This window comes from Thermofilum adornatum, from assembly GCF_000446015.1.
GTDB lineage: Archaea > Thermoproteota > Thermoprotei > Thermofilales > Thermofilaceae > Thermofilum > Thermofilum adornatum.
Map to the genome: position 1 here is coordinate 387,508 of NC_022093.1, position 21,996 is coordinate 409,503.

28 protein-coding genes and 2 tRNA genes are annotated in these 21,996 nt (G+C 49.4%); 8 read left to right on the forward strand and 22 right to left on the reverse strand.

What is annotated here, in order from left to right; genetic code table 11:
- The first annotated feature begins 41 nt into the window (after positions 1-41).
- Positions 42-404, forward strand: a complete 363-nt coding sequence (locus tag N186_RS02110) for a roadblock/LC7 domain-containing protein (protein WP_187147043.1) — start codon at positions 42-44, stop codon at positions 402-404.
- 42 nt (positions 405-446) lie between these two features.
- Here the strand turns inward: N186_RS02110 and N186_RS02115 are convergent, their stop codons facing one another.
- The 6 genes from N186_RS02115 to N186_RS02140 all read right to left on the reverse strand — a co-directional run bounded on the left by N186_RS02115 (position 447) and on the right by N186_RS02140 (position 4,497).
- Positions 447-1,652: a pyridoxal phosphate-dependent aminotransferase gene (locus N186_RS02115; RefSeq protein WP_020962130.1), complete on the reverse strand. Its 1,206-nt coding sequence runs from the start codon at positions 1,650-1,652 to the stop codon at positions 447-449.
- 83 nt (positions 1,653-1,735) lie between these two features.
- Entirely contained in the window at positions 1,736-2,557 is an 822-nt protein-coding gene (locus tag N186_RS02120; protein WP_020962131.1) for a hypothetical protein, read from the reverse strand.
- A 232-nt stretch (positions 2,558-2,789) separates the two neighbouring features.
- A complete protein-coding gene (locus N186_RS02125; protein WP_020962132.1) occupies positions 2,790-3,278 on the reverse strand; it encodes a 30S ribosomal protein S11 in 489 nt (162 codons plus the stop codon).
- A 2-nt stretch (positions 3,279-3,280) separates the two neighbouring features.
- Positions 3,281-3,790, reverse strand: coding sequence for a 30S ribosomal protein S4 (locus N186_RS02130; protein WP_020962133.1), 510 nt, complete (start codon positions 3,788-3,790; stop codon positions 3,281-3,283).
- Positions 3,791-3,792: 2 nt separating this feature from the next.
- Positions 3,793-4,269, reverse strand: coding sequence for a 30S ribosomal protein S13 (locus tag N186_RS02135; RefSeq protein WP_020962134.1), 477 nt, complete (start codon positions 4,267-4,269; stop codon positions 3,793-3,795).
- Positions 4,270-4,409: 140 nt separating this feature from the next.
- Positions 4,410-4,497 (reverse strand) — tRNA-Ser (locus N186_RS02140).
- A 104-nt stretch (positions 4,498-4,601) separates the two neighbouring features.
- Between N186_RS02140 and N186_RS02145 the strand changes: the two genes are divergently transcribed.
- The 4 genes from N186_RS02145 (at position 4,602) to N186_RS02160 (ending at position 8,443) form a co-directional block, all read left to right on the forward strand.
- Positions 4,602-5,474 (forward strand): GNAT family N-acetyltransferase, encoded by an 873-nt coding sequence (locus N186_RS02145; protein ID WP_020962135.1) that lies wholly within the window; start codon positions 4,602-4,604, stop codon positions 5,472-5,474.
- On the forward strand, positions 5,465-6,577 hold the full coding sequence (gene menC, locus N186_RS02150) for an o-succinylbenzoate synthase (RefSeq protein ID WP_020962136.1): 1,113 nt from the start codon (positions 5,465-5,467) through the stop codon (positions 6,575-6,577). Before N186_RS02145 ends, menC begins: the two co-directional genes overlap by 10 nt.
- Positions 6,559-7,044 (forward strand): hypothetical protein, encoded by a 486-nt coding sequence (locus N186_RS02155; RefSeq protein WP_020962137.1) that lies wholly within the window; start codon positions 6,559-6,561, stop codon positions 7,042-7,044. Before menC ends, N186_RS02155 begins: the two co-directional genes overlap by 19 nt.
- Positions 7,045-7,132: 88 nt before the next feature.
- Positions 7,133-8,443, forward strand: coding sequence for a Cdc6/Cdc18 family protein (locus N186_RS02160; RefSeq protein ID WP_020962138.1), 1,311 nt, complete (start codon positions 7,133-7,135; stop codon positions 8,441-8,443).
- Here N186_RS02160 and N186_RS02165 read toward each other — a convergent pair.
- The 4 genes from N186_RS02165 to N186_RS02180 all read right to left on the reverse strand — a co-directional run bounded on the left by N186_RS02165 (position 8,434) and on the right by N186_RS02180 (position 12,871).
- Positions 8,434-9,699, reverse strand: coding sequence for a replication factor C large subunit (locus tag N186_RS02165; protein WP_020962139.1), 1,266 nt, complete (start codon positions 9,697-9,699; stop codon positions 8,434-8,436). The genes N186_RS02160 and N186_RS02165 overlap by 10 nt on opposite strands.
- Positions 9,700-9,705: 6 nt before the next feature.
- Positions 9,706-10,683 carry a replication factor C small subunit gene (locus N186_RS02170; RefSeq protein WP_020962140.1) on the reverse strand — a complete coding sequence of 326 codons (978 nt, stop codon included), beginning with the start codon at positions 10,681-10,683 and terminating at the stop codon, positions 9,706-9,708.
- 79 nt (positions 10,684-10,762) lie between these two features.
- Positions 10,763-11,365: a 30S ribosomal protein S7 gene (locus tag N186_RS02175; protein ID WP_020962141.1), complete on the reverse strand. Its 603-nt coding sequence runs from the start codon at positions 11,363-11,365 to the stop codon at positions 10,763-10,765.
- A 57-nt stretch (positions 11,366-11,422) separates the two neighbouring features.
- Positions 11,423-12,871 (reverse strand): RtcB family protein, encoded by a 1,449-nt coding sequence (locus tag N186_RS02180; protein WP_020962142.1) that lies wholly within the window; start codon positions 12,869-12,871, stop codon positions 11,423-11,425.
- Positions 12,872-12,944: 73 nt separating this feature from the next.
- Between N186_RS02180 and N186_RS02185 the strand changes: the two genes are divergently transcribed.
- On the forward strand, positions 12,945-13,334 hold the full coding sequence (locus tag N186_RS02185; protein ID WP_020962143.1) for an HVO_A0114 family putative DNA-binding protein: 390 nt from the start codon (positions 12,945-12,947) through the stop codon (positions 13,332-13,334).
- A gap of 6 nt (positions 13,335-13,340) precedes the next feature.
- Here the strand turns inward: N186_RS02185 and N186_RS02190 are convergent, their stop codons facing one another.
- The 4 genes from N186_RS02190 to rpsB form a co-directional block, all read right to left on the reverse strand.
- The gene (locus N186_RS02190) at positions 13,341-13,778 is read right to left on the reverse strand and encodes an archease (protein WP_020962144.1); all 438 of its coding nucleotides are present in this window, start codon (positions 13,776-13,778) and stop codon (positions 13,341-13,343) included.
- A gap of 18 nt (positions 13,779-13,796) precedes the next feature.
- Positions 13,797-14,891 carry a type 2 isopentenyl-diphosphate Delta-isomerase gene (gene fni, locus N186_RS02195; protein WP_020962145.1) on the reverse strand — a complete coding sequence of 365 codons (1,095 nt, stop codon included), beginning with the start codon at positions 14,889-14,891 and terminating at the stop codon, positions 13,797-13,799.
- A gap of 18 nt (positions 14,892-14,909) precedes the next feature.
- Positions 14,910-15,779, reverse strand: coding sequence for an AmmeMemoRadiSam system protein B (amrB, locus tag N186_RS02200; protein WP_020962146.1), 870 nt, complete (start codon positions 15,777-15,779; stop codon positions 14,910-14,912).
- 61 nt (positions 15,780-15,840) lie between these two features.
- A complete protein-coding gene (gene rpsB, locus N186_RS02205) occupies positions 15,841-16,485 on the reverse strand; it encodes a 30S ribosomal protein S2 (RefSeq protein ID WP_052885624.1) in 645 nt (214 codons plus the stop codon).
- 722 nt (positions 16,486-17,207) lie between these two features.
- Between rpsB and N186_RS02210 the strand changes: the two genes are divergently transcribed.
- A tRNA-Val gene (locus N186_RS02210) sits at positions 17,208-17,282 on the forward strand.
- A 20-nt stretch (positions 17,283-17,302) separates the two neighbouring features.
- On the opposite strand, the gene N186_RS02215 is transcribed toward N186_RS02210, so the two are convergent.
- Positions 17,303-18,049, reverse strand: a complete 747-nt coding sequence (locus N186_RS02215; protein WP_020962148.1) for a hypothetical protein — start codon at positions 18,047-18,049, stop codon at positions 17,303-17,305.
- A gap of 61 nt (positions 18,050-18,110) precedes the next feature.
- Here N186_RS02215 and N186_RS02220 point away from each other — a divergent pair, with 61 nt between their 5' ends.
- Entirely contained in the window at positions 18,111-18,353 is a 243-nt protein-coding gene (locus tag N186_RS02220) for a DNA-directed RNA polymerase subunit N (RefSeq protein WP_020962149.1), read from the forward strand.
- A gap of 180 nt (positions 18,354-18,533) precedes the next feature.
- Here N186_RS02220 and N186_RS02225 read toward each other — a convergent pair whose 3' ends face one another.
- From N186_RS02225 to N186_RS02255, 7 genes are all read right to left on the reverse strand, one after another.
- Positions 18,534-18,932, reverse strand: a complete 399-nt coding sequence (locus tag N186_RS02225; RefSeq protein ID WP_020962150.1) for a 30S ribosomal protein S9 — start codon at positions 18,930-18,932, stop codon at positions 18,534-18,536.
- 6 nt (positions 18,933-18,938) lie between these two features.
- Complete coding sequence (locus N186_RS02230; RefSeq protein ID WP_020962151.1) at positions 18,939-19,397, reverse strand: 50S ribosomal protein L13; 459 nt, start codon at positions 19,395-19,397, stop codon at positions 18,939-18,941.
- A gap of 14 nt (positions 19,398-19,411) precedes the next feature.
- Positions 19,412-19,774 carry a 50S ribosomal protein L18e gene (locus N186_RS02235; RefSeq protein ID WP_020962152.1) on the reverse strand — a complete coding sequence of 121 codons (363 nt, stop codon included), beginning with the start codon at positions 19,772-19,774 and terminating at the stop codon, positions 19,412-19,414.
- Between the two features lie 45 nt (positions 19,775-19,819).
- The gene (locus N186_RS02240) at positions 19,820-20,692 is read right to left on the reverse strand and encodes a DNA-directed RNA polymerase subunit D (RefSeq protein WP_020962153.1); all 873 of its coding nucleotides are present in this window, start codon (positions 20,690-20,692) and stop codon (positions 19,820-19,822) included.
- 6 nt (positions 20,693-20,698) lie between these two features.
- Complete coding sequence (locus tag N186_RS02245; RefSeq protein ID WP_148681985.1) at positions 20,699-21,142, reverse strand: 30S ribosomal protein S12; 444 nt, start codon at positions 21,140-21,142, stop codon at positions 20,699-20,701.
- Positions 21,143-21,233: 91 nt separating this feature from the next.
- A complete protein-coding gene (locus tag N186_RS02250) occupies positions 21,234-21,635 on the reverse strand; it encodes a NusA-like transcription termination signal-binding factor (RefSeq protein ID WP_240366749.1) in 402 nt (133 codons plus the stop codon).
- 44 nt (positions 21,636-21,679) lie between these two features.
- Positions 21,680-21,991 carry a 50S ribosomal protein L30e gene (locus N186_RS02255; protein WP_020962156.1) on the reverse strand — a complete coding sequence of 104 codons (312 nt, stop codon included), beginning with the start codon at positions 21,989-21,991 and terminating at the stop codon, positions 21,680-21,682.
- Positions 21,992-21,996: the final 5 nt, after the last annotated feature.

Below are 21,996 nucleotides of genomic sequence, written 5' to 3' on the forward strand. Positions count from 1 at the left end.
ATACCCGGAAAAATACATTATCTATTGAAAAGGTGAGAACATTGAGCTTAGATGTAGAAGCTATTAGACGTGTTGTTGAGGGTGTTACTAGGGTTAGCGGTGTTGAGGGTTTTGTTGTTTCGAGTAGTGATGGTTTGCCTTTGTTTAGTAGCCTTGCTGACAAGGAGCTTGAGGAGAAGGTCGCAGCTTTGACTGCTGTGCTAAGCGAGGTCGGCAACAGGGCTAGCACGGAGCTGGGAAAGGGAGAGGCAGAATGGATCACGGTCAACGCCCCAGACGGCTCAGGAATAATATACACCAAGCTAGGCCAAATAGGATACCTAGCAGTACTATTCAACAAAGACACACGTCTAGGAGTACTACTATACACACTAAGAGACATAAAGAAGAAAATTGGGGGATAAACCCCAATAGCAAATGCTTAGCGAAAAAATGTTTAACAGTTTTTACATATAGCTGTAGACGTACGCGTTCATTCTCTTTAATCCTTCCTCTATTCTCTCTTCCGGTTCCGAGACAAAGGTCATCCTAACGTGGCCCTTACCCATTTCTCCAAAGTATTTGCCTGGAATAACTACGACGCTTTTTCTGTAGAGGAGCCTGTTTGCGAATTCCTCGTCGTCGCGCTCCATAGCCTTTAGATATTCCTCCAGGTTTACGAAGAAGTAGAATGCTCCCTCTGGGAGTGATGTCTTGGCCTCTGGCAAGTATTCCTGTATGCATTTATACATAAAGTCGCGTCTTCTCTTGTAGGTCGGTAATACTATCTCGTTGAGGTACCTATCCTTTATACCGCTTTCCAGGAACTTTATCATAGCTATTTGCCCGGGTGTGTCCGGCGCAAGCGAAACGTACTGTTTTAGCTTTTCCATGACCTCAATTGCCTCGGGGGGACCCGTGATGTATCCTAGTCGGAACCCTGGAATAGAGGCTTCCTTGCTGAAGCTGTTAATTGTGATCGTTCTTTCCCGGGCACCCTTAAATGAGTCTACCCATGGCGTAGGCCTGCCATAGCTTATATGCTTGTAGACCGCGTCGAAAATAATCCAGAAGTCGTGCTCCACGGCTAAGTCTACGAGGTCCCTCACGAATTCCTCTGTGACCACTCTGCCCGTCGGGTTGTCTGGGCTAAGAAGGATAAAGGCCTTCGTTAGTGGAGAGATTACCTTCTTGACGTCTTCTATTTTTGGCTGGTACCCGTTTTCCACGCTGACTGGGACTGTGCGGACTCTCCCCCCGAAGAGCTTGATTGGCTCGTGGTAGCCGAGGTATGTTGGATCTAGGACGATTACCTCTTCGTCTTTTTCGAGTATTGCTCCCAGCGCTAGGTAAATGCCCTCGGTTCCCCCGTTGACGATCATTATTTCTTCCTTTGGATCATAGCTTACGTTCCAGTATTTCTTTAGGTCTTCAGCTATTAGCTCCCTAAGCTCTATCATCCCCCTAGTTGCGCCGTAGCCTACGGCCTTTTGCGGGTAGCTCTTTATGTAGTTGATTAGGTGATCTATAACTTCTTGTGGTGGGGGCAGGGAGGGGGCACCACCTCCAAAGCTGATTATGTCACTTTTTCTACGTGCTTCGTCTAATAGAGTAGCTATTCGCCTAATCGGAGAAGCGGTTATTGTTTGGGGTTTACTTGCTAATCTGGGCATTGTCTCTCGATTAATTTATGCGTCTAACTCATAAATATATTTTTAGCTATCAATCTTTAAAAACATAAAATCAGCACGAAAGATTAGTTAGGGGCGATACCAATGTCTCTAAAAAGTTTTTCGAGCGCTTCTTTCTCTTGCCTGTTAGCCTTTTTGAACTCGTAGTACTCGAGTAGAGATTCTTTAAGCTTCTTTTTAAGGGGTTCAGGCGCCGAGCTATACACTTCTTTTATCTGTTCATACATTTTTTCCTCCGCGAGTAGAATAACGAGCCGGGGGATGGTTACTGTTTGCAATTTGTTGCCTACCATTACTATTGCTAGTCCCGCGTCGTAGTCAACCTCGTATTTTATTTCTTTTTTCTCTTTTTCTAGGAGCTTTTCTCGGACTTCACTGGATAGTATTTTTGTGACTCCGTAGACTGACGCTGCTTTCTCGACTTTTTCTATGTATTTTTTACCCATCTTTTCGATTTTTGCTAAGTCTTCTAGTGTTAGTGGTAGGTCGAAGATGTTTCCAGCGATAATTATCTGGCCTTTTAGCCCTTTGACCTTGTTTGTTGGCATCCGGACGTCTAAAAAAGCGTCAAACGTGTAGATTGGAATTATTCGCTGAGAACCGTCTGGAAAGATAATTTTAGCACCCTCGTCCCACAGTTTAGCGGAAATCTCTCCGAGAACCAAGTGGGGGCCGCTTTCGAGAGAGAGGCAATTAAAAGTATGTGACATTTCCTCTGCGAAGCCTTCTATCATCCCGAGAACCTCGAAGACAAGGAATGGTACCCATTCGTCTCCGACTTGTACCTCTAGCTCAATTTTTCTTACGTAATGGATGCCATTTTCCATTAGATATTTCTCGATATCTTTTTCCTCTACGCATCCCTTGCGAAGCCCGATCCAAGGCACTTTTCTACACCACGAACTATGACAGCTAATTATAATGTGCCAAGAGTATATAAAAGGATACCCATCTTTTCTTCGGGAACAATAGGCACAAGATTTAAAATCCACGAAGAGGAAAACATGTATAGAAATGATGACCCATTGCAGCACAGATAGATGAAGAAAAGGTTTCCGGCCTGATCCCTGCAAAAATATTCTCAATAAAAAGAAAAAGGACTTTGAGAAACAACGGCGGCTAGACGCGTCTTCCTCTTCTGCCGCCAGGCTTCCTAATGCTGTCCGTGGGTAGCGGCGTGACGTCCTCTATCCTGTCTACCATTAGCCCAGCTCTTACAAGAGCCCTTATTGCTGGCCCAGCGCCTGGTCCAGGTGTCTTGGGGCCGTAGCCTCCTGGAGCCTTTATCTTTACGTGTACAACTTTTATGCCCTTGTCAAGCGCGGTCTTAGCCGCCTTGATGGCCGCCTGCATTGCTGCCCACGGGGAGGGCTTGTCCCTGTCTGCCTTTGCAACCATTCCTCCAGATGCGAAGGCAATTGTCTCAGAACCAGAGAGGTCGGTAATGTGGATAATGGTGTTGTTGTAGCTTGCATAGATCCAAGCTATGCCGACGTCTCCCCTTACCTGTTTTGAAGAGCGCTCTTCGCGTTTTTCTTTTTTCTCCTGCTTCTCGGCTGTTTCCTCTACTTTTTCAGTAGTTTTCTCGACTTCTTTTTCTTCGGCCATAGTTACGCACCTGCCTGAACCTGTTTAGCTATTGGTGAACCCTCATAATAGCCTATTAGGTTTTCTTCTTCCCTACTGACAAGGTAGCCTGGGCTCCTCACGCGGCGCGAGTTTATAGCAATGTGACCGTGCGTAATCAATTGGCGGGCCTGCCTGATTGTCTTTGCAAGCCCCTTCCTGTAGACTATTGTTTGGAGCCTGCGCTCCAGGACATCGCGGACAGTTAGGCTCAGGACGTCGTCCAGGCTGGCGTCTTCGCTTGGAACCAGGCCCATTTTGTATAGCCTCGAGATCAATGGTTTCTCGAGCTGTATCCTTTCTTCTTGTGGAAGTGCAAGAAGCCTTCTTGCCTTTGCCCTTATCTCCCTGAGCAACGAGCGGGCTATCCAGAGCTCCTTTTTGTTCCTGAGGCCGTACTCACCTACTAGTTGCATTTCTTCCATTAGGGTTTCTTTTCTCCATGGATGTGTTGGTCCCTGCCACTTCTTCCTTGATTTCTTAGGGTCACCCATACCTACTCACCTTTCTTCTGCTGTTGTGGGGTTTCTTTTCCACGCTTTACACCCACTGTTAGACCCGTCCTACCAGTTGTCCTTGTCCTCTGTCCTCTAACCTTCAAGCCGAGCATGTGCCTTGTGCCTTTATAGCTCTTGATCTTCTTCATGAACTCGATGTCGTTTCTAACTGTTATGAGGAGATCCGAGGTTATTAGGTGCCTGTCTACCCCGAGGAACGGGTCTTTCCTACGGTTAAGCATCCAGGCCGGTAGTCCAAGCTTCTCGATTTCCCTTAGTGCATTGGACAGTTTCTCTATTTCCTCGTCGTAGAGCGTTCCAAGAAGCCTCTTGGGGTCTAATCCAAGCTTTATGGCGACTGCTTGTGCGGTTGACACGCCTATACCTTTTATGTCGGCTAGCGCATACGCTAACGCCTTGTCTCCTGGGAGGTCTACCCCAGCAACACGGACTATGTATTTGAACTCACTAGACATACATTCCCTTAGCTTTGATTTATCTATAAATAAAAATTTTTCTTTTTCTTTTGTCTTCCCTGGGAAACTGCTCTATGGAAAAAGTCCTGAAAATTAGTCTAGGAGTGAAGCGTTGAGCCAAACATTTGGGAGGACAAGAGTGGCGCCGGGGCCGGGATTCGAACCCGGGCACCCTTTTGGGGTAGTGGATCTCAAGTCCACCGCCTTGGTCCACTCGGCCACCCCGGCTATGAATAAGCTTTCTCTGGATACTTATTAAGTTTATCGCGTCTGTATGTTTTTCAGTGTCTGGCGGGAAACATTTATCCAGCTCGACGCCATAGCTAGATGCAATGGAAAACGTGGTATTCCGCAGGACATCCACCATTGAGGACTACAAAGGCGTCGTCGAAGTTATGCGTGAGGCATGGTCCATGGAGACAAGCGAGATCGTCCCGGTACATGTTCTTAAGGCTGTAGACGAGAGTGGAGGATTTTTGCTCCTGGCAGAATCCAATGGAAAAGTCGTTGGCTTCGCTCTGGGGTTTATAGGGTACAGCGAGGAATATGGATACTATCTATACTCACACATGCTCGGCGTTTTGCCCGAGTATAGGGGGACCGGTATTGCCCAACAACTAAAATTGTTACAGAGAGAGTGGGCATTGTCGAGAAAATATGACCTCGTCACTTGGACATTTGACCCTCACCAGGGCAGAAACGCCAGGTTTAACTTTGGGAAGCTCGGTGTCATCGCGCGGAGATTTTACGTGGACTACTATGGCGAGCTACATGACGAGCTTAACCGTGGATTGCCGACTGACAGGTTTATGGTGGAGTGGTGGATTAATAGTAGGAGGGTTAGGGAGAGGCTAAGTGGAAAGTATACGCCTCCATCTTTTGATGAGATTGCTGGGGAAGCATATTTTCCCATAAAAACGGCTAGAAATGGCGTGGTGAGGATTGCGACCAGTCTTGAGGTCGCAGAAAAAGACCTTGTTGCACTAGAGTTCCCATACGACATTAACAAGCTTAGGGACATTGACCTGGAGTCTGCCATAAAGTGGAAGCTCCTTTTTAGGGACGCTGTCCGCTTCTATCTTTCCCGGGGATACATAATATGTGAACATGTTCTGGGAAACATAGACGGCGAGCCACGCAACTTTTATCTTGTAGTAAAGTCTAGTCTTGACGAGGTTTTGGAGGGGAATTGTCTGTGGAGATAAGGAGGCTGGAACTATTTTATCTCAGGATGAAGCTCCGAGACGAATTTAGGACTAGTTTCGGAAGTGTCCAGGAGAGGCCCGTTGTACTTGTACGTGTGGAGGAGAAGGGGGGCGAGGAGGGCTGGGGCGAGCTCGTCGCAGACCATGGGCCATGGTATAGCTATGAAACATACGACACATCGTCAACTATTATCCGCAACTTTATTGCCCCAATCGTCCTCCAGAGAGAAATCCAAGACGTCTACGATTTTCACGCGGCAGTGTCGAGGATAAGGGGCTACCCGATGGCTAAGACGGCTGTCGAGGAGGCTCTCCTCGACCTTTATGGCAGGCTTGAGGGGAAAAGCATTGCAGATATCGTTGGTGGGGTTCGGAAAGAGATAGTCTCAGGTGTAAGTATAGGCATAAAGAGGAGCATTGACCAGCTCGTCTCAGAAGTTGAGACTAGGCTTGAGGAGGGCTACAGGCGTATCAAGATAAAGATAGAGCCCGGCCACGACGTTGAGCCAGTAAAGGCCATCAGGGATAGGTTCGGAGACATACCTCTACAGGTCGACGCCAATGGGGCCTACACGTTGAGGGACATGCAGGTCTTAAGAAAGCTTGACAACTATGGTTTACTCATGATTGAACAGCCACTTGCATGGGACGACCTGGTAGAACACAGCATCCTAAGCCGCAAGCTCACTACACCTATCTGCCTAGATGAAAGCATCAAGACGCTGGGAGACCTCCTAGTAGCATACAAGCTGGGCTCATGCGAAATAGTTAACGTAAAGCCTGCAAGGGTAGGCGGGATACTGAGGGCAAAAGAAATCCTGGAAACCGCGGCGAGGCTGGGCATCGGCGCGTGGATAGGGGGAATGCTGGAAACGGGAGTTGGGAGGGCTTTCCTAGTGGCGCTAGCATCCCACCCGGCAGTCAATTACCCCAACGACATCTCTGCCTCAGACAGGTACTGGGAAGAAGACATCGTTGAGCCCCCGTGGAAACTGACAAGCAATGGGACACTGGAAGTACCAAGACAGAAGGGAATAGGTGTAGAGGTTAGAACAGACCTTATTGAAAAATCCTTGGTGGAGAAATGGTCTGCCACGAAGTAATTGTCAGCGTTGAAAGTGGCCACGAAAACAGGGTTGCAAGAGACTTGTTAGACTTGTTATTCCCATACGACACGTCGGTCAATCTCAAGGAAAAAAAGGCCGGAAAAATAATCCTAAACACATGTATCAACGCAGAGGCTCTAGCTAGTGTTCTCAAGAAATATCCAGTTAGACATTTACTCAAGGTAAAATTCGTAGTTAGGCGGATAGCGGGTAGCGACATCAACAAGGTTGTCGAAGAGGTAGTGTCTTTCTTTACACAAAACAGGGTTCCTGTTGGGAAGATATCCGTAAGGCTTGGGAAACTAGAAGGGTGGAAACAAGAATTTTACACACAGATAATGGAAAGACTAAGAAAGGCTGGACTCCTAAACACGAACAAGGGTACCTATACCATCGAAGTAGATGAACACGGCGATGTCCTGCTCACGGAAGTGGTATACACACGCGAGAGTCCAAAAACGTAGGAGCTCCTCTAGATTCTCTCGTACCAAAACATTAATTATTCTATGCATTGTTTTTTCTGGGAAATATCTGTTTAGGAGAGACGGATAGATGTCTATGAGTTTCAATGGCTACTTTAACGGTAGAAGGATAATACTAGACGAGCGAAAACTTAGCAATGAATATGTTCCAGTCAAGCTTCCACACAGAAGAACACAGATCGAGGAAACATTAAGTATTCTCCAGGACGTGTATAGGGGGCAAAAGAAAATCCTAAGGACGGTTATCTATTCGGGACCCTCGGGTACGGGGAAGACAGCCGTTGCGAGAAGCATAGGTAAAGAGATCAAGGAGAAATCTGACCAGGGAAAAATGCCTCCAATACTTGTAAGCTATATAAATGCGCATGAATATCGAACAAAGTTCCAAGTATTGAGGAAGCTTGGAAACGATAGTGGTCTAGATATCCCGAGAAGGGGATTCTCATCTGAAGAGCTAACACAGTATGTCTTAAATTTCATCGATAGGCGCGGCCACAACTTAATCATTATACTCGACGAGGCCGACATTATCGCAAAACTGGGGGACGGAAACGACTTGCTATATGTTTTTTCACGTCTAAACGAGATACTGCCAGAAATAAGAATGGGGGTGGGTCTAATAGTTATCTTTAGGCAACTAGAGGAAAGCCTCGAATACCTCGACAAGGCAGTTGTTAGCTCCTTGTCTGCAAGGGTAGTCCGTTTCGACCCGTATACTTCGAGCCAGCTCGAAGACATACTGTGGTCCAGGATACAGGCTGACAAGGCGATCAAAGAAGAGGCCGTCTCGGAGGAAATCATATCCATGATTGCGGATACCGTTGGATACGTTCCAGAGACAAAAACGGGTCTAGGCGACGCGAGGATATCGCTAAAGATCCTGTATTATGCCGCACTCAAGGCAGAGGAAGAGGGCAAAGACGTAATCCTGCCTGAACACGTTAGATACGTTATGAATAAGGGTGTTCTCCCTAGCTATATAGACGAAGAGATGATAGAGAAATTGTCTCTACACGAAAAATTGATCCTCCTAGCTGTAACTGAGCTCCTCTTGGCCGAAAAAGAAAAAGCATACGTAAACATGGGAACCGTGGTTCTCCAATACGAGGACGTATGTAATAGGTTTGGCGAAAAACCACTGAAATATACAAGGGTATGGGAAACTGTTCAAATGCTCAAGAAGCTGGGATTCATAGATGCTAGGATCGGCAGGAGCACGTATAGGGGCAAAACCACGCTGATTTCGATTCCAAACGCCAGCGAGAATAGCGAGGTCGGGATAAACAGGATTCCTCTAAGCGTACTAGAAAAGATACTCAGAGATTCTATCAGTAGAGAACTCAATGCGAGGCAACGGGGAGAAAAGCCTCCTCAAGAATGAGCCTTTTCCTCTGTTTTGAAAACAACGTTTATCTTGTTTTCTGGGATGCCTAGGCTTCTCAGAATCATTTTTCCTTCTTCTTCGTCTTCCTCTAAAATTACCTGGAGATATGGCTGGACTTCTGTCCGGAACTTTGAAGTGGACACATGTAGCCTGCTAGACGCCTCCCTTACTACTTTTCTGTACTCTTCAAACTTCTCTTTTTGACGCGCAAGGATCCTTATTTTTTCTGGAAAAGAGTACTTGACAAACTTGAATGGTGGGCGTTCCCTAGAGCTAGACACTCCGGCTGTCATAAGTTCAAGCGCATATGAGAGGAGGGACCACTGTTGTTCACGTTTCATCCTTGACAACATTATATCTGCCCACGAGAGTGCATTGTAGGCGTCTGCAATGGCTTGGAGGCTTTGTTCGTACTGGTATGGGATGTTTTCGCTTAGCCACTGGAGGAGCATTTCATAGTCAAGAGACGGCAACCTCGTCACGCTTAGAGCCTGTTCAGGGCTCTTAGCTGTTAGGACGGTCCTAACTATCTCGAACATGTTTTCCTGTTCAGCCCTGTCGCCCAAAACCTGTAGGTCTGCAACGCTTAGGGTTTTCTTGCCTAGCGCTATAGACTGCAAGTCATTGATTGCGGCCCTTAGGTCGCCCTTAGAGTTGTCGGCTATAGCTGAGAGAACCTCTTTGGGGCACTCGATTTTTTCCTTTTGGCATATCGATTCGAGAACCTTTACCACGTCTCTCTTCCCAATCTTCTTGAACTCAATGAGCTCGCATGCGTCGCGGAGTGTCCTGAGCTTGGGGTCCCAGGGGTCATTGGCTGTCAGAACGATGGGCCACCTTGTTTTCTCTATTAGCTCTAGGATGGCTTGTAGCCCCCCAGCGTCTTCCCGGGTGGATATGCCGTCAACCTCGTCTAGGAGTATGATTTTTCCCTGGTAGCCGAAGACGGAGCCCGTGTCTAGGGCTCCCGAGACCCTTTGTCTCAGAGCCTCCCTGGACCTTACGTCGCTTGCATTTAGCTCGATTAGTTCCCAGTTGAATTCGCGTGCCGTCGCGTGGACTATGCTTGTTTTGCCGCTTCCAGGCGGCCCGTAGAGTAGGGCGGCTTTCTTCTGGGGCTTGCCTCTAAGCCAGGCATTAATCCATGCCACATACTTCTTTTTGGCGTCCTCGTTGTTTACTACTTCGGCTATCTTGCTTGGACGGTACTTCTCGACCCATGGAACCTCTAGTCGAGGCTCACTGGTAGACATCTCGGCTTATCCCTTCTTGGACTTGTTTGCAAGGACTGCAAGCTTTGACAGCAACGCCATTAATTGTATCTCGTCATCTGAGCCCTCGACAATCCTGTAGTTTGCCTCGGCAACTAGGACGAGCAGATCTGCTAGTGTTGCTTCGTCAAGCTTGATTGATTTCTGTGAGAGAACCTCCCTATGTATATACCTTATGATGTCGATTCCCGACAATCCGTAGTTGTAGAGGAGCACCCTTAGCTTGTCTCTGGCACCTATAATGTCTCCCCTCAAGGCGCTTTCGATCATTTCCTTGACTTCCCTAGGCTTTACACGGCCCAGCGCCGCGTATACAACTTCCTCTGTGACGTTCTTGCTTATCGCTGACGCCGCCTGTAGCGTGTTTATCGCTTTGCGTAGGTCTCCCTGGCTCTCCTCCCATATTGCTTCAAGGGCCTGCTCGTCGACTGTTATCCCCTCATTCTTCGCTATCCATTTCAGCCTGCTGAAGGCGTCGCCCTTGGGCAGTGGCTGGAAGCGGAAAACCGCGCATCTCGACTGTATAGGCTCAATAATTTTGGACGCATAGTTGGCTATCAGTATGAAGCGAGTGTTCTTCGAGAAAAGCTCCATTGTCCGCCTGAGTGCCTGCTGGGCGTCCCCAGTCATGTTGTCGGCTTCGTCAAGTATGACGAGCTTGAATGGGACGTCTCCTAATGGGAGTGTACGCGCGTAGTCCTTGATCCTGCTCCGGATCACGTCTATGCCTCTCTCGTCGCTCGCGTTGAGCTCGAGGGTATTGTCGCGCCAATAGTCCCCGTAGAGGTCGTGGGCCAGCGCGAGGGCGGCAGTGGTTTTTCCAGTACCAGGCGGGCCGGCAAAAAGGAGGTGCGGCATGTTTTTCTGTTTGACAAATTCTTTCAGCCTCTTCACGATTTCTTCTTGGTCAACAATTTCGTCGAGACTTCTCGGCCTATATTTTTCTACCCAAAGCTCTTCAACCATAAACGCTCACACTGATACGTATGTTGGTGAAAAATATAAGTATATTACACAAAAAAGGCTGAAACTCCTGGAGAAGCTTTTACCTTGCGGCTAGTGCTACACGCTCGATTTCTTCCTTCTTGCGTATCGCGTAGCTGTTGGCATCTCCGTATGCCGCGGCGACAATCTCGTCGGCTAGACACTCTTCAATTGTTTTGGGATTGTTCATTGAGCAGGCCCTTGCGCCTTCAGAGATAAATCTTAGCGCTAGGTCTACCCTTCTCTGCGGCGAGACGTCTACTGACACGTGGTAGAGGATACCACCGTAAACAACTCTGGTTGTTTCTTCGCGTGGCGACGCGTTCTCAATTGCCCATACAAGGACCTGTATGGGGTTCTTGCCCGTCTTTAGTTCGATGATTTCAAAAGCCCTTTTCACAATGTTGAGCGCGAGCATCTTTTTGCCTGCGTTTCTCCCGGGTCTCATCAGGTTGTTGGCAAGCCTCTCGACGACTGAGACCCTCGACTTTGCGAATCTCTTCTTTGCGTGTCTTCCCTCTGTGTGGGGGACAAGGACAGGCTTCAGTGATAGGTACCTCTTTAGGCTTTGGTCCCTAATTTCTACGTCACGCGTGCTCCACTTGTCAAATATCTTGATTTCCTCGCCGTCAAGCGTTGATATGAACTGGTCGCCTTCAGCCATTTACTCTCCCACCACTTGCATTTTGAGAAAAATATAACTTTTTCGCTTTGACGCACGTTACCCCTTAACCACAGCTATCGGCGTCATCCTCACTACTTTCTTTACGAACCCAACAGCGTCTGCAACGGCGACAACCCTGTCCACATCCTTGTATGCGTCTGGCGCCTCTTCCGCAACGACGGCCAGGCTCGCAGCCCTAACGACTATGCCCCTGTTCTCGAGCTCGGCCTTGATCTCTTGTCCCCTGACCTGCCTCCTAGCCTCTGCCCTGCTCTGCATCCTGCCGGCCCCGTGCGGCGAAGAGCCGAAAGTCAGCTCCATGGCTTTGGGCGTCCCAACAAGTATGTAGCTAGCTGTGCCCATTGATCCAGGGATAAGGACTGGCTGGCCTATAGTCTTGTAGTCCTGTGGGATCTCCGGGTGACCGGGCGGGAAGGCGCGGGTCGCCCCCTTCCTGTGGACGTAGACCTTTACACGTTTCCCATCGACAACGTGTTCCTCGAGCTTAGCAATGTTGTGTGCAACGTCGTATATGATTTTTAGTCCGAGCTTGTCTGGATCAGTCTTGAAGACCTGCCTAAAGCTTTCACGCACCCAGTGAGTGATCACCTGCCTGTTTGTCCAAGCGAAGTTGGCGGCTGCCTTCATTGCCGCGAAGTATTTTTCGGCCTCGGGAGCGGTTGCGGGGACAGAGACTAGCTCCCTGTCTGGGAGCGGCATGTTGTATTTCCTGACGAGCCTCTCCATTATCTTGAGGTAGTCGCTGGCTACCTGGTGCCCTAGGCCCCTCGAACCAGTATGGATCATCACTGTTACTTGTCCCTCTCTCTCGATGCCAAAGTATTTCGCGACCTCGGGGTCGTAAATCTTGTCTACCCTTTGGACTTCGAGGAAGTGGTTGCCACTACCCAGGGTTCCAAGCTGGTTGTTGCCCCTCTCCTTTGCCTCGTTTGAGACCGCGCCGGCGTCTGCACCCTCCATTCTGCCGCGCTCCTCTATGTGTTCGGGATCCTCTGGCCAGCCATAGCCCCTCTCTATGGCCCATTCTACTCCCTCTTCTAGAACCCTGTCTAGCTCTGAAAAGCTGAGCCTCAAGCCACTTGTGCTTCCCAGACCAGATGGGATCTTCCTGAAAAGTGTCTCTGCCAGCTCGCGTAGCTTTGGCCTAACCTCCTGCTCCATTAGGTTTGTCGCGAGAACCCTCACTCCACAGTTTATGTCGTATCCGACTCCTCCCGGGCTCAACACGCCCTCGTTCGCGTCGAATGCCGCTACGCCCCCAATGGGGAACCCGTAGCCCTGGTGTCCGTCTGGCAGAACAATCGAATACTTGTATATTCCCGGCAAGACAGCAACGTTTGCCACTTGTTCGAGTGTGAGGTCTTCCTTCATTTTGCCTATTAGCACTTCGTCAGCTATTACGAGACCTGGAACCCTCATTCCAGGCTTGTACTTCTGTGGGATCTCCCACAAGTAGTCAGTTATCTTTCTTAATGGTGGAGCCATATTTTTCACCTAGTCTCTCTAGCTGGCAATAAACATAAACATTTTTATCCTGACATGATAAATTTTTCCTATAATGATAAAGGTCTACCTCGAGAGAAAAATTACACGGGACGACCTTGCCCCCGGAAACCTCGAGAAACACCCTGAACTACGAGAGCTGTACTCCCTCTACGAGGAGGAGGGGGACTTCACTTATACATGGTACATAAGGGAAGAGCTACCTCCACACGTCGCAAGAAAGATTCTAAACACGAGAATCCTCGAGCTTCTAGATTTCCTGTCGAAGAACAAGGACATAGGGGTAAGCGAGCTTGCTAGAAGCCTTGGGAGGTCTGCGCCAAACGTTTCCCGGGATCTAAGGTTTCTCGCAAGGTGGAAACTGGTAAGGCTGAACGAGCAGGGAAAAAAGAAAACAGTCGAAATCACAGCTAGAAGAATCGAGATACTTTTCGCAGAGAAATAGATACCGCTAGATGTCGGGTGTATACTCGACTACGTAGAGGCCGCCTTCTTGATAGATACGCATCCCGTGGTAGGTAATGGCCTTTACGAGTACCCTGGACTCGTGCCTCTCTGGGTCGAAGCGCTCCCCCGAAACAGTGGCCTTGACAATGTATCCATCCGGTTGGGGCTCTATGGCTATGTTGTCTACGCGGGAAACAAGGAACTGCTCCGTGTCGAACAGGAAAAGGATTTTTTCGAGGAAATTGTAGAGCAGGTTTTCTAGGTCGAAGCCTTCTGCTGTGACCTCTCGTTTTTCCCGGGGCTCGATGCTCTCCACGTTTGTCATTACCCCGAATAGCCCTATGACCGCGTAGGCGAAGGCCTCCTCTAGGCTCCTTCCAACCGCTCTCACAGTTATGTCGGCAGTGTGAGGCAACAGCTCGAAGCCGATTTTTTTCTCCATGGCGCGCATGCCCCCTGCCTATTCACTTCTAATTATGAGTTCACGCTGTATAATCCAGTCCTTGAGTTTCCCAGTCACGATTATTGGCGCCTTCTTTAAGTCTTTGAGATCTTTTCCCCCGACGAGGTAGACCGCTATCCTTAGCTCCTTCAGGGTTTTGTCCAGGAACCTTCTGCCCCCTGGGACACCGCCATGATAGACGCTCCTAACCACTGGCAGGGCCATGCCTGCAAAGTCTGCCCCTAGCCTTATCACCTTGGCTACTTCTACGCCGTTCCTGACACCACCCGTCGCTACGAGCAGGATGTCTGGGAAAACCGACCTGACCTCGAGTATGCTGGCGGCCGTGGGTACACCCCAGTCGGCAAAGTCTCTTGCAATCTCCTCGAGAACGTCTAGACCCATGAGCCTCGCCCTCAGGCCCTCTATCACGGCGAAGGACGTGCCCCCCGTGCCGCCTACATCTATACCCTTTATGCCGATGCCAACGAGCTTCCTCGCTGACTCCCTCGCGAAGCCTTCCCCGGTCTGCTTCAGGATAACTGGGACACTGACAGAGCTGACAAGTTTTTCGAGGCCTGCCAGGAAGCTTCTAAACACTGGCTCGCCTTCGGGCTGTAGAACTTCTTGGAGTGGGTTCAGGTGGACGGCAAGGACGTCTGCGTCGATCATCTCGATGAGCTTCTCGGCGTCGCCCACAGATAGACCCATGGATACCTGGCTCGCGCCTATGTTAGCGATCCTGGGAACGTCGGGCGCCTTTTCCTTTACAACCCTGAACGTGTCTGCAGCTGACGGGTCCTTGAGGCCCGCCCTCTGGCTGCCGACACCTATCGGTATATGGAACTCCTCGGCCAGCTCGGCGAGCATAGAGTTTATTTTTCCGGAGAGAGGTGTGCCGCCTGTCATACCGCTTATCACTAGTGGGGCGTTTACCTTGTGGCCAAAAAACTGGGTGGACACGTCTACTTCGGAAAAGTCGTAGTCTAGTATCGTCTGGTGGACAAATTTTACGTCTTCGAGCATAGTAGTGGCCGTGGACTCTACTTTTTCTTTTACAGCGAAGATTAGGTGCTGGTCCTTGCGCGAGAAAATCAGTTCCTCGTTATTCATTCTATATCCACCATACCCCTATTTTTCAAACGATAGAGACGCGTAGGCAACAACACTGCTCTTGTCCCCAGTAACGTCGCCGGAGTCCGCGTACTTGAGAAGCCTCACATTCGTATATCCTAGTTCACGTGCAACCTGCATCAAGACCATTACTGGGCCGGGCCCACACATCGATATGTCCTCCTCTATAACAGTGTCGTACAGCCCCTCTACGTCTAGGGCCTTTATCTTCTCTATTGCCTTGAAGTCCTTCTCCCTCGCTATCCTGGCCTCGACATAGTGGCTCATGTCGCTACTCGCGATAACATACGCCTTCAGCCCCTTGTTCTTGATAAGGCTTGCAATCGCCTTTCCAACCCTGACAGCAGCCTCGGGCGTCTGGAGCATCATCGAGATCGGTACAATCCTCGGCGTCTCTGGAAAAGTGAACTGTAGAAATGGGATCTGTACCTCTATCGAGTGCTCGTAGAAATGCGCCTGATAGTCGAACAGGACTATGCGTTCCAGCGAGGAGAGCTCCTTCGCCAATTCCTTGTCGACCATTACCTGGCCGAGCGGGGTCTCCCAGGCGTCATTCTCGTCGACAGCAATTGGAACCCCAAGCGCGTGGTGGTTAGGCCCCAAAATGAATACAACGTCTGGCCTGCCGGCGTCTGAAAGCTCGAGATACGAGTGGGCCGCGACGTGACCAGAATAGACATAGCCCGCGTGGGGCGCAACGACCCCTATCACTCTACCAGTGTATTCACGTGGAGCCTTCTCCGGCAACCTGCCCGGGCCGAGCCTATGTAGGAAGCTGGCCCTGAGAGTCTCGGCGAGCTCGCCTGGGTTTGCGGGGTAAAAATAGCCAGCGTTAACTGGGGAGCGTACCCTCACTCCTGAAGCCATACCACTCCATGAAAATGGGGACTCCGAGCTATAAAAACTTACACTAAAAACTGTGGACAGCCTAGACTACTTCTCCGGTCGTCAGGATCCTAGCCTCAAAGTCTGAAAGAGGCACTGGCAACTCGGCCGTAGGTGCAAGTTCGCCCCTCGCCCTGAGCACCTCCCTAGCGAGCAACCAGAATACGAGGGCAAGCGCCTTGCGGCCCCTATTATTCGTCGGAATAATCAGGTCGACATAGGATATGGGCGAGTCCGTGTCGCAAAGCGCGACAACAGGGATACCCATCTGACCTGCCTCAGTAACGGCCTGCTCGTCCACGCGGGGATCAGTGACGACCAAGAGGTCTGCCTCAGTGAAGTGTGCTAGAGCCGGGTTTGTGAATGTCCCAGGCAGAACCCTTCCAAGAATAGGTTTACAGCCAACAAGCCCACAGAACTTCTTGACAGGTCTGTGACCATACTGGCGCCCAGAAACCACGACGACCTTAGCCGGGTCATACCTCGCGATAAACTTCGCGGCTATCCTTATACGCTCGTCAGTCTTCTTCACGTCGAGCAGGTAGAGCCCGTCAGGCCTAGCACTGTAGATAAAAGGCTTCATGAACTTGCTCTTCACCTTAGTGCCAATCCTTATACCCGCTGCCAAGTACATCTCCAAGGGTATCAGCAACTGCCCCTCAAGAGACCTCAACTCCTCCAGACTCATCAGCAACGCCTCCATACCTTTTCAAAAAACACTATATAAACTTGTCCCTCCTGCACAAAACAAACATACCAAAAACCATCGATCCTTTCTAAGTTGCATCTATTGGAGCGCGCGCTTTCTGAGTTGCATCGAAGTCGTCGTTAAGTGTGCATAGGACAGTCTTCCTTTCGCTTTCAATTCTTTCTGAGTTGCATCGTGGAAAGCTGAATGGGAAAATGTTCTAAAGATGAGAGCTTTCAATTCTTTCTGAGTTGCATCTTGAGCATAGAATTTAGAGGAATCAACATCAACAAAGGCACATCACTTTCAATTCTTTCTGAGTTGCATCCGAATTGTTTTACTCGGGTGTGGTTTATATGTTTAACGTTTAATTTTATCAAGAAGTCTGTAAAACTGCCTTAGCACTCAAATTTACCCGTTGGAAACTTCTGAAACTTCCCGATAGGGAACTTTCCCGAAACACCCCGTTTTGGGTCGGGAATTTTTCCCGTAATCTCTTTTTAAAATAACCTTCCCGACGAGAAACTTCATAAACAACTTTTAGTTTTCCTAATGGGAAAACATTGACAAAATAGAAATGCTTTATTGATGTAAGCTAGTTAATGATGGGGCGTGTTTCCTGTTTTGTGCTGGGTGTAAAGCTTGTAGATCCTTGATGCATGATTCGTGCTTTGGGGAGAAAAATTTATTACCCATCAAGCTCTACTATTCTGCGACGTCTAGGGCCCGTCGTCTAGCGGCAGGATGCCTCCCTGACGCGGAGGTGGTCCTGGGTTCAAATCCCAGCGGGCCCACCATTTTCTCTTCGTGAAACGTTTCATGATAGCTTTATTCTGCTTATTTTGTCGGTGTCTTGGGCTAGGAGTATTGTGTCTGACTTTTCTTCATATAGGATGGCTAGGGTTTTGGGGCTAATGTTTGTGAATATGAGTAGGCTGTTTTGGAATATGTATGTGAAGGTGGAGTCGAAGGGTATTCTGCATGGCTTTGTCAGGAGGAATATCTGTGCGGGGTCGAATGTTTGGGTGTGGGTGTAGAGTTCTAGCCATTGCCTGCATGTGAGGGTTATGAAAGTGGATGCAGGCGCCATGGAGGCTTTTGATGCCAGCAGGGCGTGGACGAGTACGGGGTGTGTGGTTAATGTTATTGTTAATAGCTGGACTGGCAGCTCTTGGCCGCATGTTGTCTCCGGTTTGACTTGGCTTGTGGAGGCTATTTCTAGTAGGGTCTTGTATATCCTTTGGTTTTTTGGGTCTTCTTGTGCTAGGAGGGTTGCGGCTTCTCTGGGGTTCTTAGCGGTGAGTATTTTCTTTGCGAGGCTAGGGAGCATTGGGTCTGTTAGGCGGCTCTCAAGGCTCTTTGTGAATGTGTCTAGCGTGGGACTGTCTATGCATAGGGGATCTACGTTTATGAACTGTTTTACCCAGGAGGAATAGTTTTCTGAGAATGCTAGCAATATGTTTGTCTGTGCCTTGAGGAGGTTTCGGAGCTGGTTCTCGAGGAAGTGTAGAAGGTTTTCGTGCCGGAGCGAGACGACTAGGGGTCTCGGCGCTGAACTATACACGGGTCTATGGGGTTAGGAAAAGTTAATAAATATGACTGTGGAAATGGGCTGTTGAGAATTCATGATATTCCCTGTCAGGTGCTTTACGTGTGGCGCCCTTATCGGGGACAAGTGGAGCGAGTTTGCCACGCGTGTAAGTAACGGGGAGGACCCCGGAAAAGTCTTGGACGACATGGGTATTACTAGGTATTGTTGTAGGAGGATGTTTTTGTCCCACGTAGACGTGATCGACAAGGTCATAAAGTACGGCACGATAGAAGAATTTGTTCAGCCTGCCCCGCCGGCACGTTCACGCCAACCCTAACAGCTTAGGTTCCCGGCGGCATTTTTCTCGGAACAAAAATAATCGGAAAGTTTTTTGTTTGTGAAAATTCTACGTGCCAGTCACGAGTCATGAGAATTTAGGAGGTATGGGGAGAGACTGTCAGCCGGTCGCCTATGGACTTGTAAAATTGAGAAGAAGAGAATGGAGAGCTGGACCCGTTTACCTGTAGCTTTTCTGTCTCTTTGCCCTTGCTGACCTGCCCCTGGGCTTCTTGGGCTCTGTTTGGCGTGGATCCTCTACGAGTAGCCTCCTGTCATATGTAAGGTAGAGCTTTTTGAGTTCCTCGCTTCCGCTCCACTCGACTAGTGCCCTGGCGATCGCGGTCCTGATTGCTGAGGCTTGTCCAACTATGCCTCCGCCCTCTGCTTCGGCGTAGATGTCTACTTGTTGGACAAGTTTGCCTGCGAGCTTTACTGGCTCCATTATTTTTAGGCGTATGACTTCGGGTTCTAGGAGCTCGAGTGGGGTCCCGTTTATGAATATTCTTCCTCTGCCCTCGCGGAGTATTACCCTTGCCCTAGCGGTTTTTCTCCTCGCAGAGGCTAGCACCATTTTCATGTGGATCTACCCCTCTATATCCTTGTTTGTTAGGCTTTTATATAGTTCGCCCAGCGTTATGTATGGGACTAGCTCGTTCTTGTAGAGGGCGGCGGGTATCTTTACCTTATTTGCGTCTGCATACTCGGACGGGGTACCAATGTAGACATAGAGCCTCTTGAGGGCCTCTCTGCCCATGGCTTTTTCCTTCGGCAACATCCCCCTAACCATCCTCTTGAAGAGCCTGTCAGGCGTCTTTGGATATTTTGGTCCCCTCATGTCGGGGTTGTAGTATGTCTTCCACTCTACCCATCTCTTACTGTACTTCTCTACTACCCTCTGGGGCTTGCCGGTTAGGATTATTTTTTCGGCGTTGACTACGACTATTTTTTCTCCTTTTAGGAGCTCCTTAGCTATTACGCTGGCCAGCCTCCCAGCTATGTGGCCGGCCCCATCAATAACTATAACTTTTTCCTGTGTCGCCATTCTACATCACCTTTCTACGCGATTATTTTTACACCTTTCCCTTCTGGGTTCTGTTCAAGGAGCTCTTCGATAGATAGAAGCTTCACGTTTCCGTCGAGCCTGCGGGGGACCGAGCGGCTGAACCTCCAAGCAGCAATGGTAACGTTTGTTTTTGTTATTGTTCCTCCTCCTAGGAGCTTGCCTGGTACAACTACTACGTCTCCCTCATTTATGTACCTGTCGATGTCGCCAAGGTTTACTTCTACCCGTTTCCTCCGCGGCCTCTCGAGGAACTCTGCGACGTCTCTCCATACTGGGGCATTATACATCCTGCTGTACTTTCTAAGCTTGCTTATCAGCAGTCTTAGATGTATGTTTGTGGGTCCTGTTCTCTTCATATCAACACACCTCTTTATTCAAAAAAACAGTAGATAAAAACTTTCTCATTGGGGTTGAACCTCTCCTGCCAGAGCTTGTTTAACGGATTCTTCAACTAGATGGCTGAACCTCTCAGTTTTCTTTATTAGGACGTCGATTGCTGTCTCAATGATTTTTTCGGGTGGGAGGGTGCCAAGCGTCTCCATGTTGAACTGTATCACGTTGGGGTTATACGTGACCTCGACGGCTTCTGGAAATGCTTCTACGCATTCCTTGCAGAGCGAGCATGCCCACTCGTTTAGGACGACTAGTTTTCCAGAATTGTAGCCGAAGACCCTCCTGGGGCAGGTAGCTATAATTTTAGAGACATAGTCCTCGGGGAGATCTTCCTTTAGGACCCTTATGACTGGCTTAAACTTGTAGCCTACGGGGCCTACGGGCTGCCACTTCGCGTGTTCCTTTCCTGTCCCCATCCTTGCAATGGCAGTCAAGACGAGCCTCTGGCCTTTGGCCAGCTTTGCGATGGGGATATTCTTTGAGACTGGCTCTATGCTTGATGCTTCACTTGTGATGACTGCGCCCTCGACGCCTTCGAATCTGAGGTGCCCGCTGAGGACGGTTTTCGGCCTTTCCACGGCCTCCTCGTCGAGCGTAAAGATTACCTGTGGGTCTTTTCCATCCTCGTAGAGTTCTCTCAGGGCGTCATAAGTCTCAGTGTCCACCTTGAGGGGAACCATTGCCAGTCGGTGGGCGATCATTTCGTCCCATAGAACGCTGGTATTTTCCTGTATTATTACTTCGTCTATTGCGAGGGAGGGCGTCTCAGATATTATTGCGCGGCGTAGCGCGTTGGCAAACGCTGGGGTAGCGTCTTCAAGCTGGAATATAACCTTGTTTCCCTTCTTGGATAGAAGGCGAAATTTGGGGGGATTAGACACGAAGCCTTACCTCGTTGGTTTCTGCTTTCTGCCTCTGAGTATCTCTTTCAGCGAGACGCCGTTAACCTTGATTACCTTCCATCTTACTCCTGGCAGGTCTCCATATGCCCTGCTTTCTGGTCCACCGATACCCTCGATTATTACCTCGTCGTGCTCGTTTACGAAGAGGAGCGCGCCGTCGCCTGGGAGGAAGGCTGTCACGACTTTGCCGTTCTTTAGTAGCTGTACCCTGACACATTTACGTACAGCGCTGTTGGGCTGCCTGCTCTCGATACCCACCTTTTCTACGACTATTCCCCTGGCCTGTGGGGCTCCCTCGAGGGGGTCTACTTTCTTTTTGAGCTGTAGCATGCGCCGCTTGTATTCGAGGTCGCTCCACCTGAACTTTTTCCTCTTGAGTTCTAGTTTCCTAGCGGCAAACATTCCACGAGGAGACTTACTTCCTGGCAATCTATACACCTCGACTTTCTTTAATTGGGCTTTTTATAAAGTTTTTTGGTCAGGCTCCTGGAGAAATAAAAAGTGTAGAGACAATGGGCCTTCAAGCGCTTGGCTGAACCCTTACCTCTGTTACACCGTAGTATCTTCCAAGGATGAGCCGCGCTCGCTGAACGTTCCTGCCGTTTCTGCCGATGGCTATGCCGACCTGGTCAGGCGGGACAATTGCTATGACTATTTTCCTGTCGCCCTCCTCCTTTAATTTTACCTCGACAACCCTCGCGGGGAAAAGAGTCGACTTTACGAGCTCCTCTAGGTTTGACCCGTCCTCGACGACCTCTACGTCTTTTTTGAGAAACTCTTTGAGCATCCTGATCTTGGAGCCGGCTTTGCCCACTGCGAGGGGTGCCAGGCCCCTATCTACGAGGAAAATGTATCGCTGGAAAGCCTCGTCGTAGAGAAGATCCTTGGGCGGTATCTTCGTGATGTCCTCAAAAAAACTCATCAACTGTAGCTCTTCGTTTGTTAGACGCCTGTTCGCGCCGGCGCTCATGCTTGTCCCTTTACGAGGTCTAGTAGCCCGCTCTCGCCCTCGTCTATGACGGCTATAGCCGAAACAAAGAAGGGCTTGTTACAGGCTGCGCCGAGGTCTTTGCTTGACCCCTCGAACACGTATAGCGGTGTATTTGATATTTTCGCCTTGTACTTTATTTCCTCGGCCACGATTGTGGGGGCGTTTTTGGCAAGGATGACTAGCTTTGCTTTTCCAGTTGAGAGTAGCTTTATCGTCCTCCTAGAGCCTAGCACGACCTTGCCAGTGTTTATGGCTGTCTGTAGCTCCCTTATGAAGTCTGCACCCATACCGA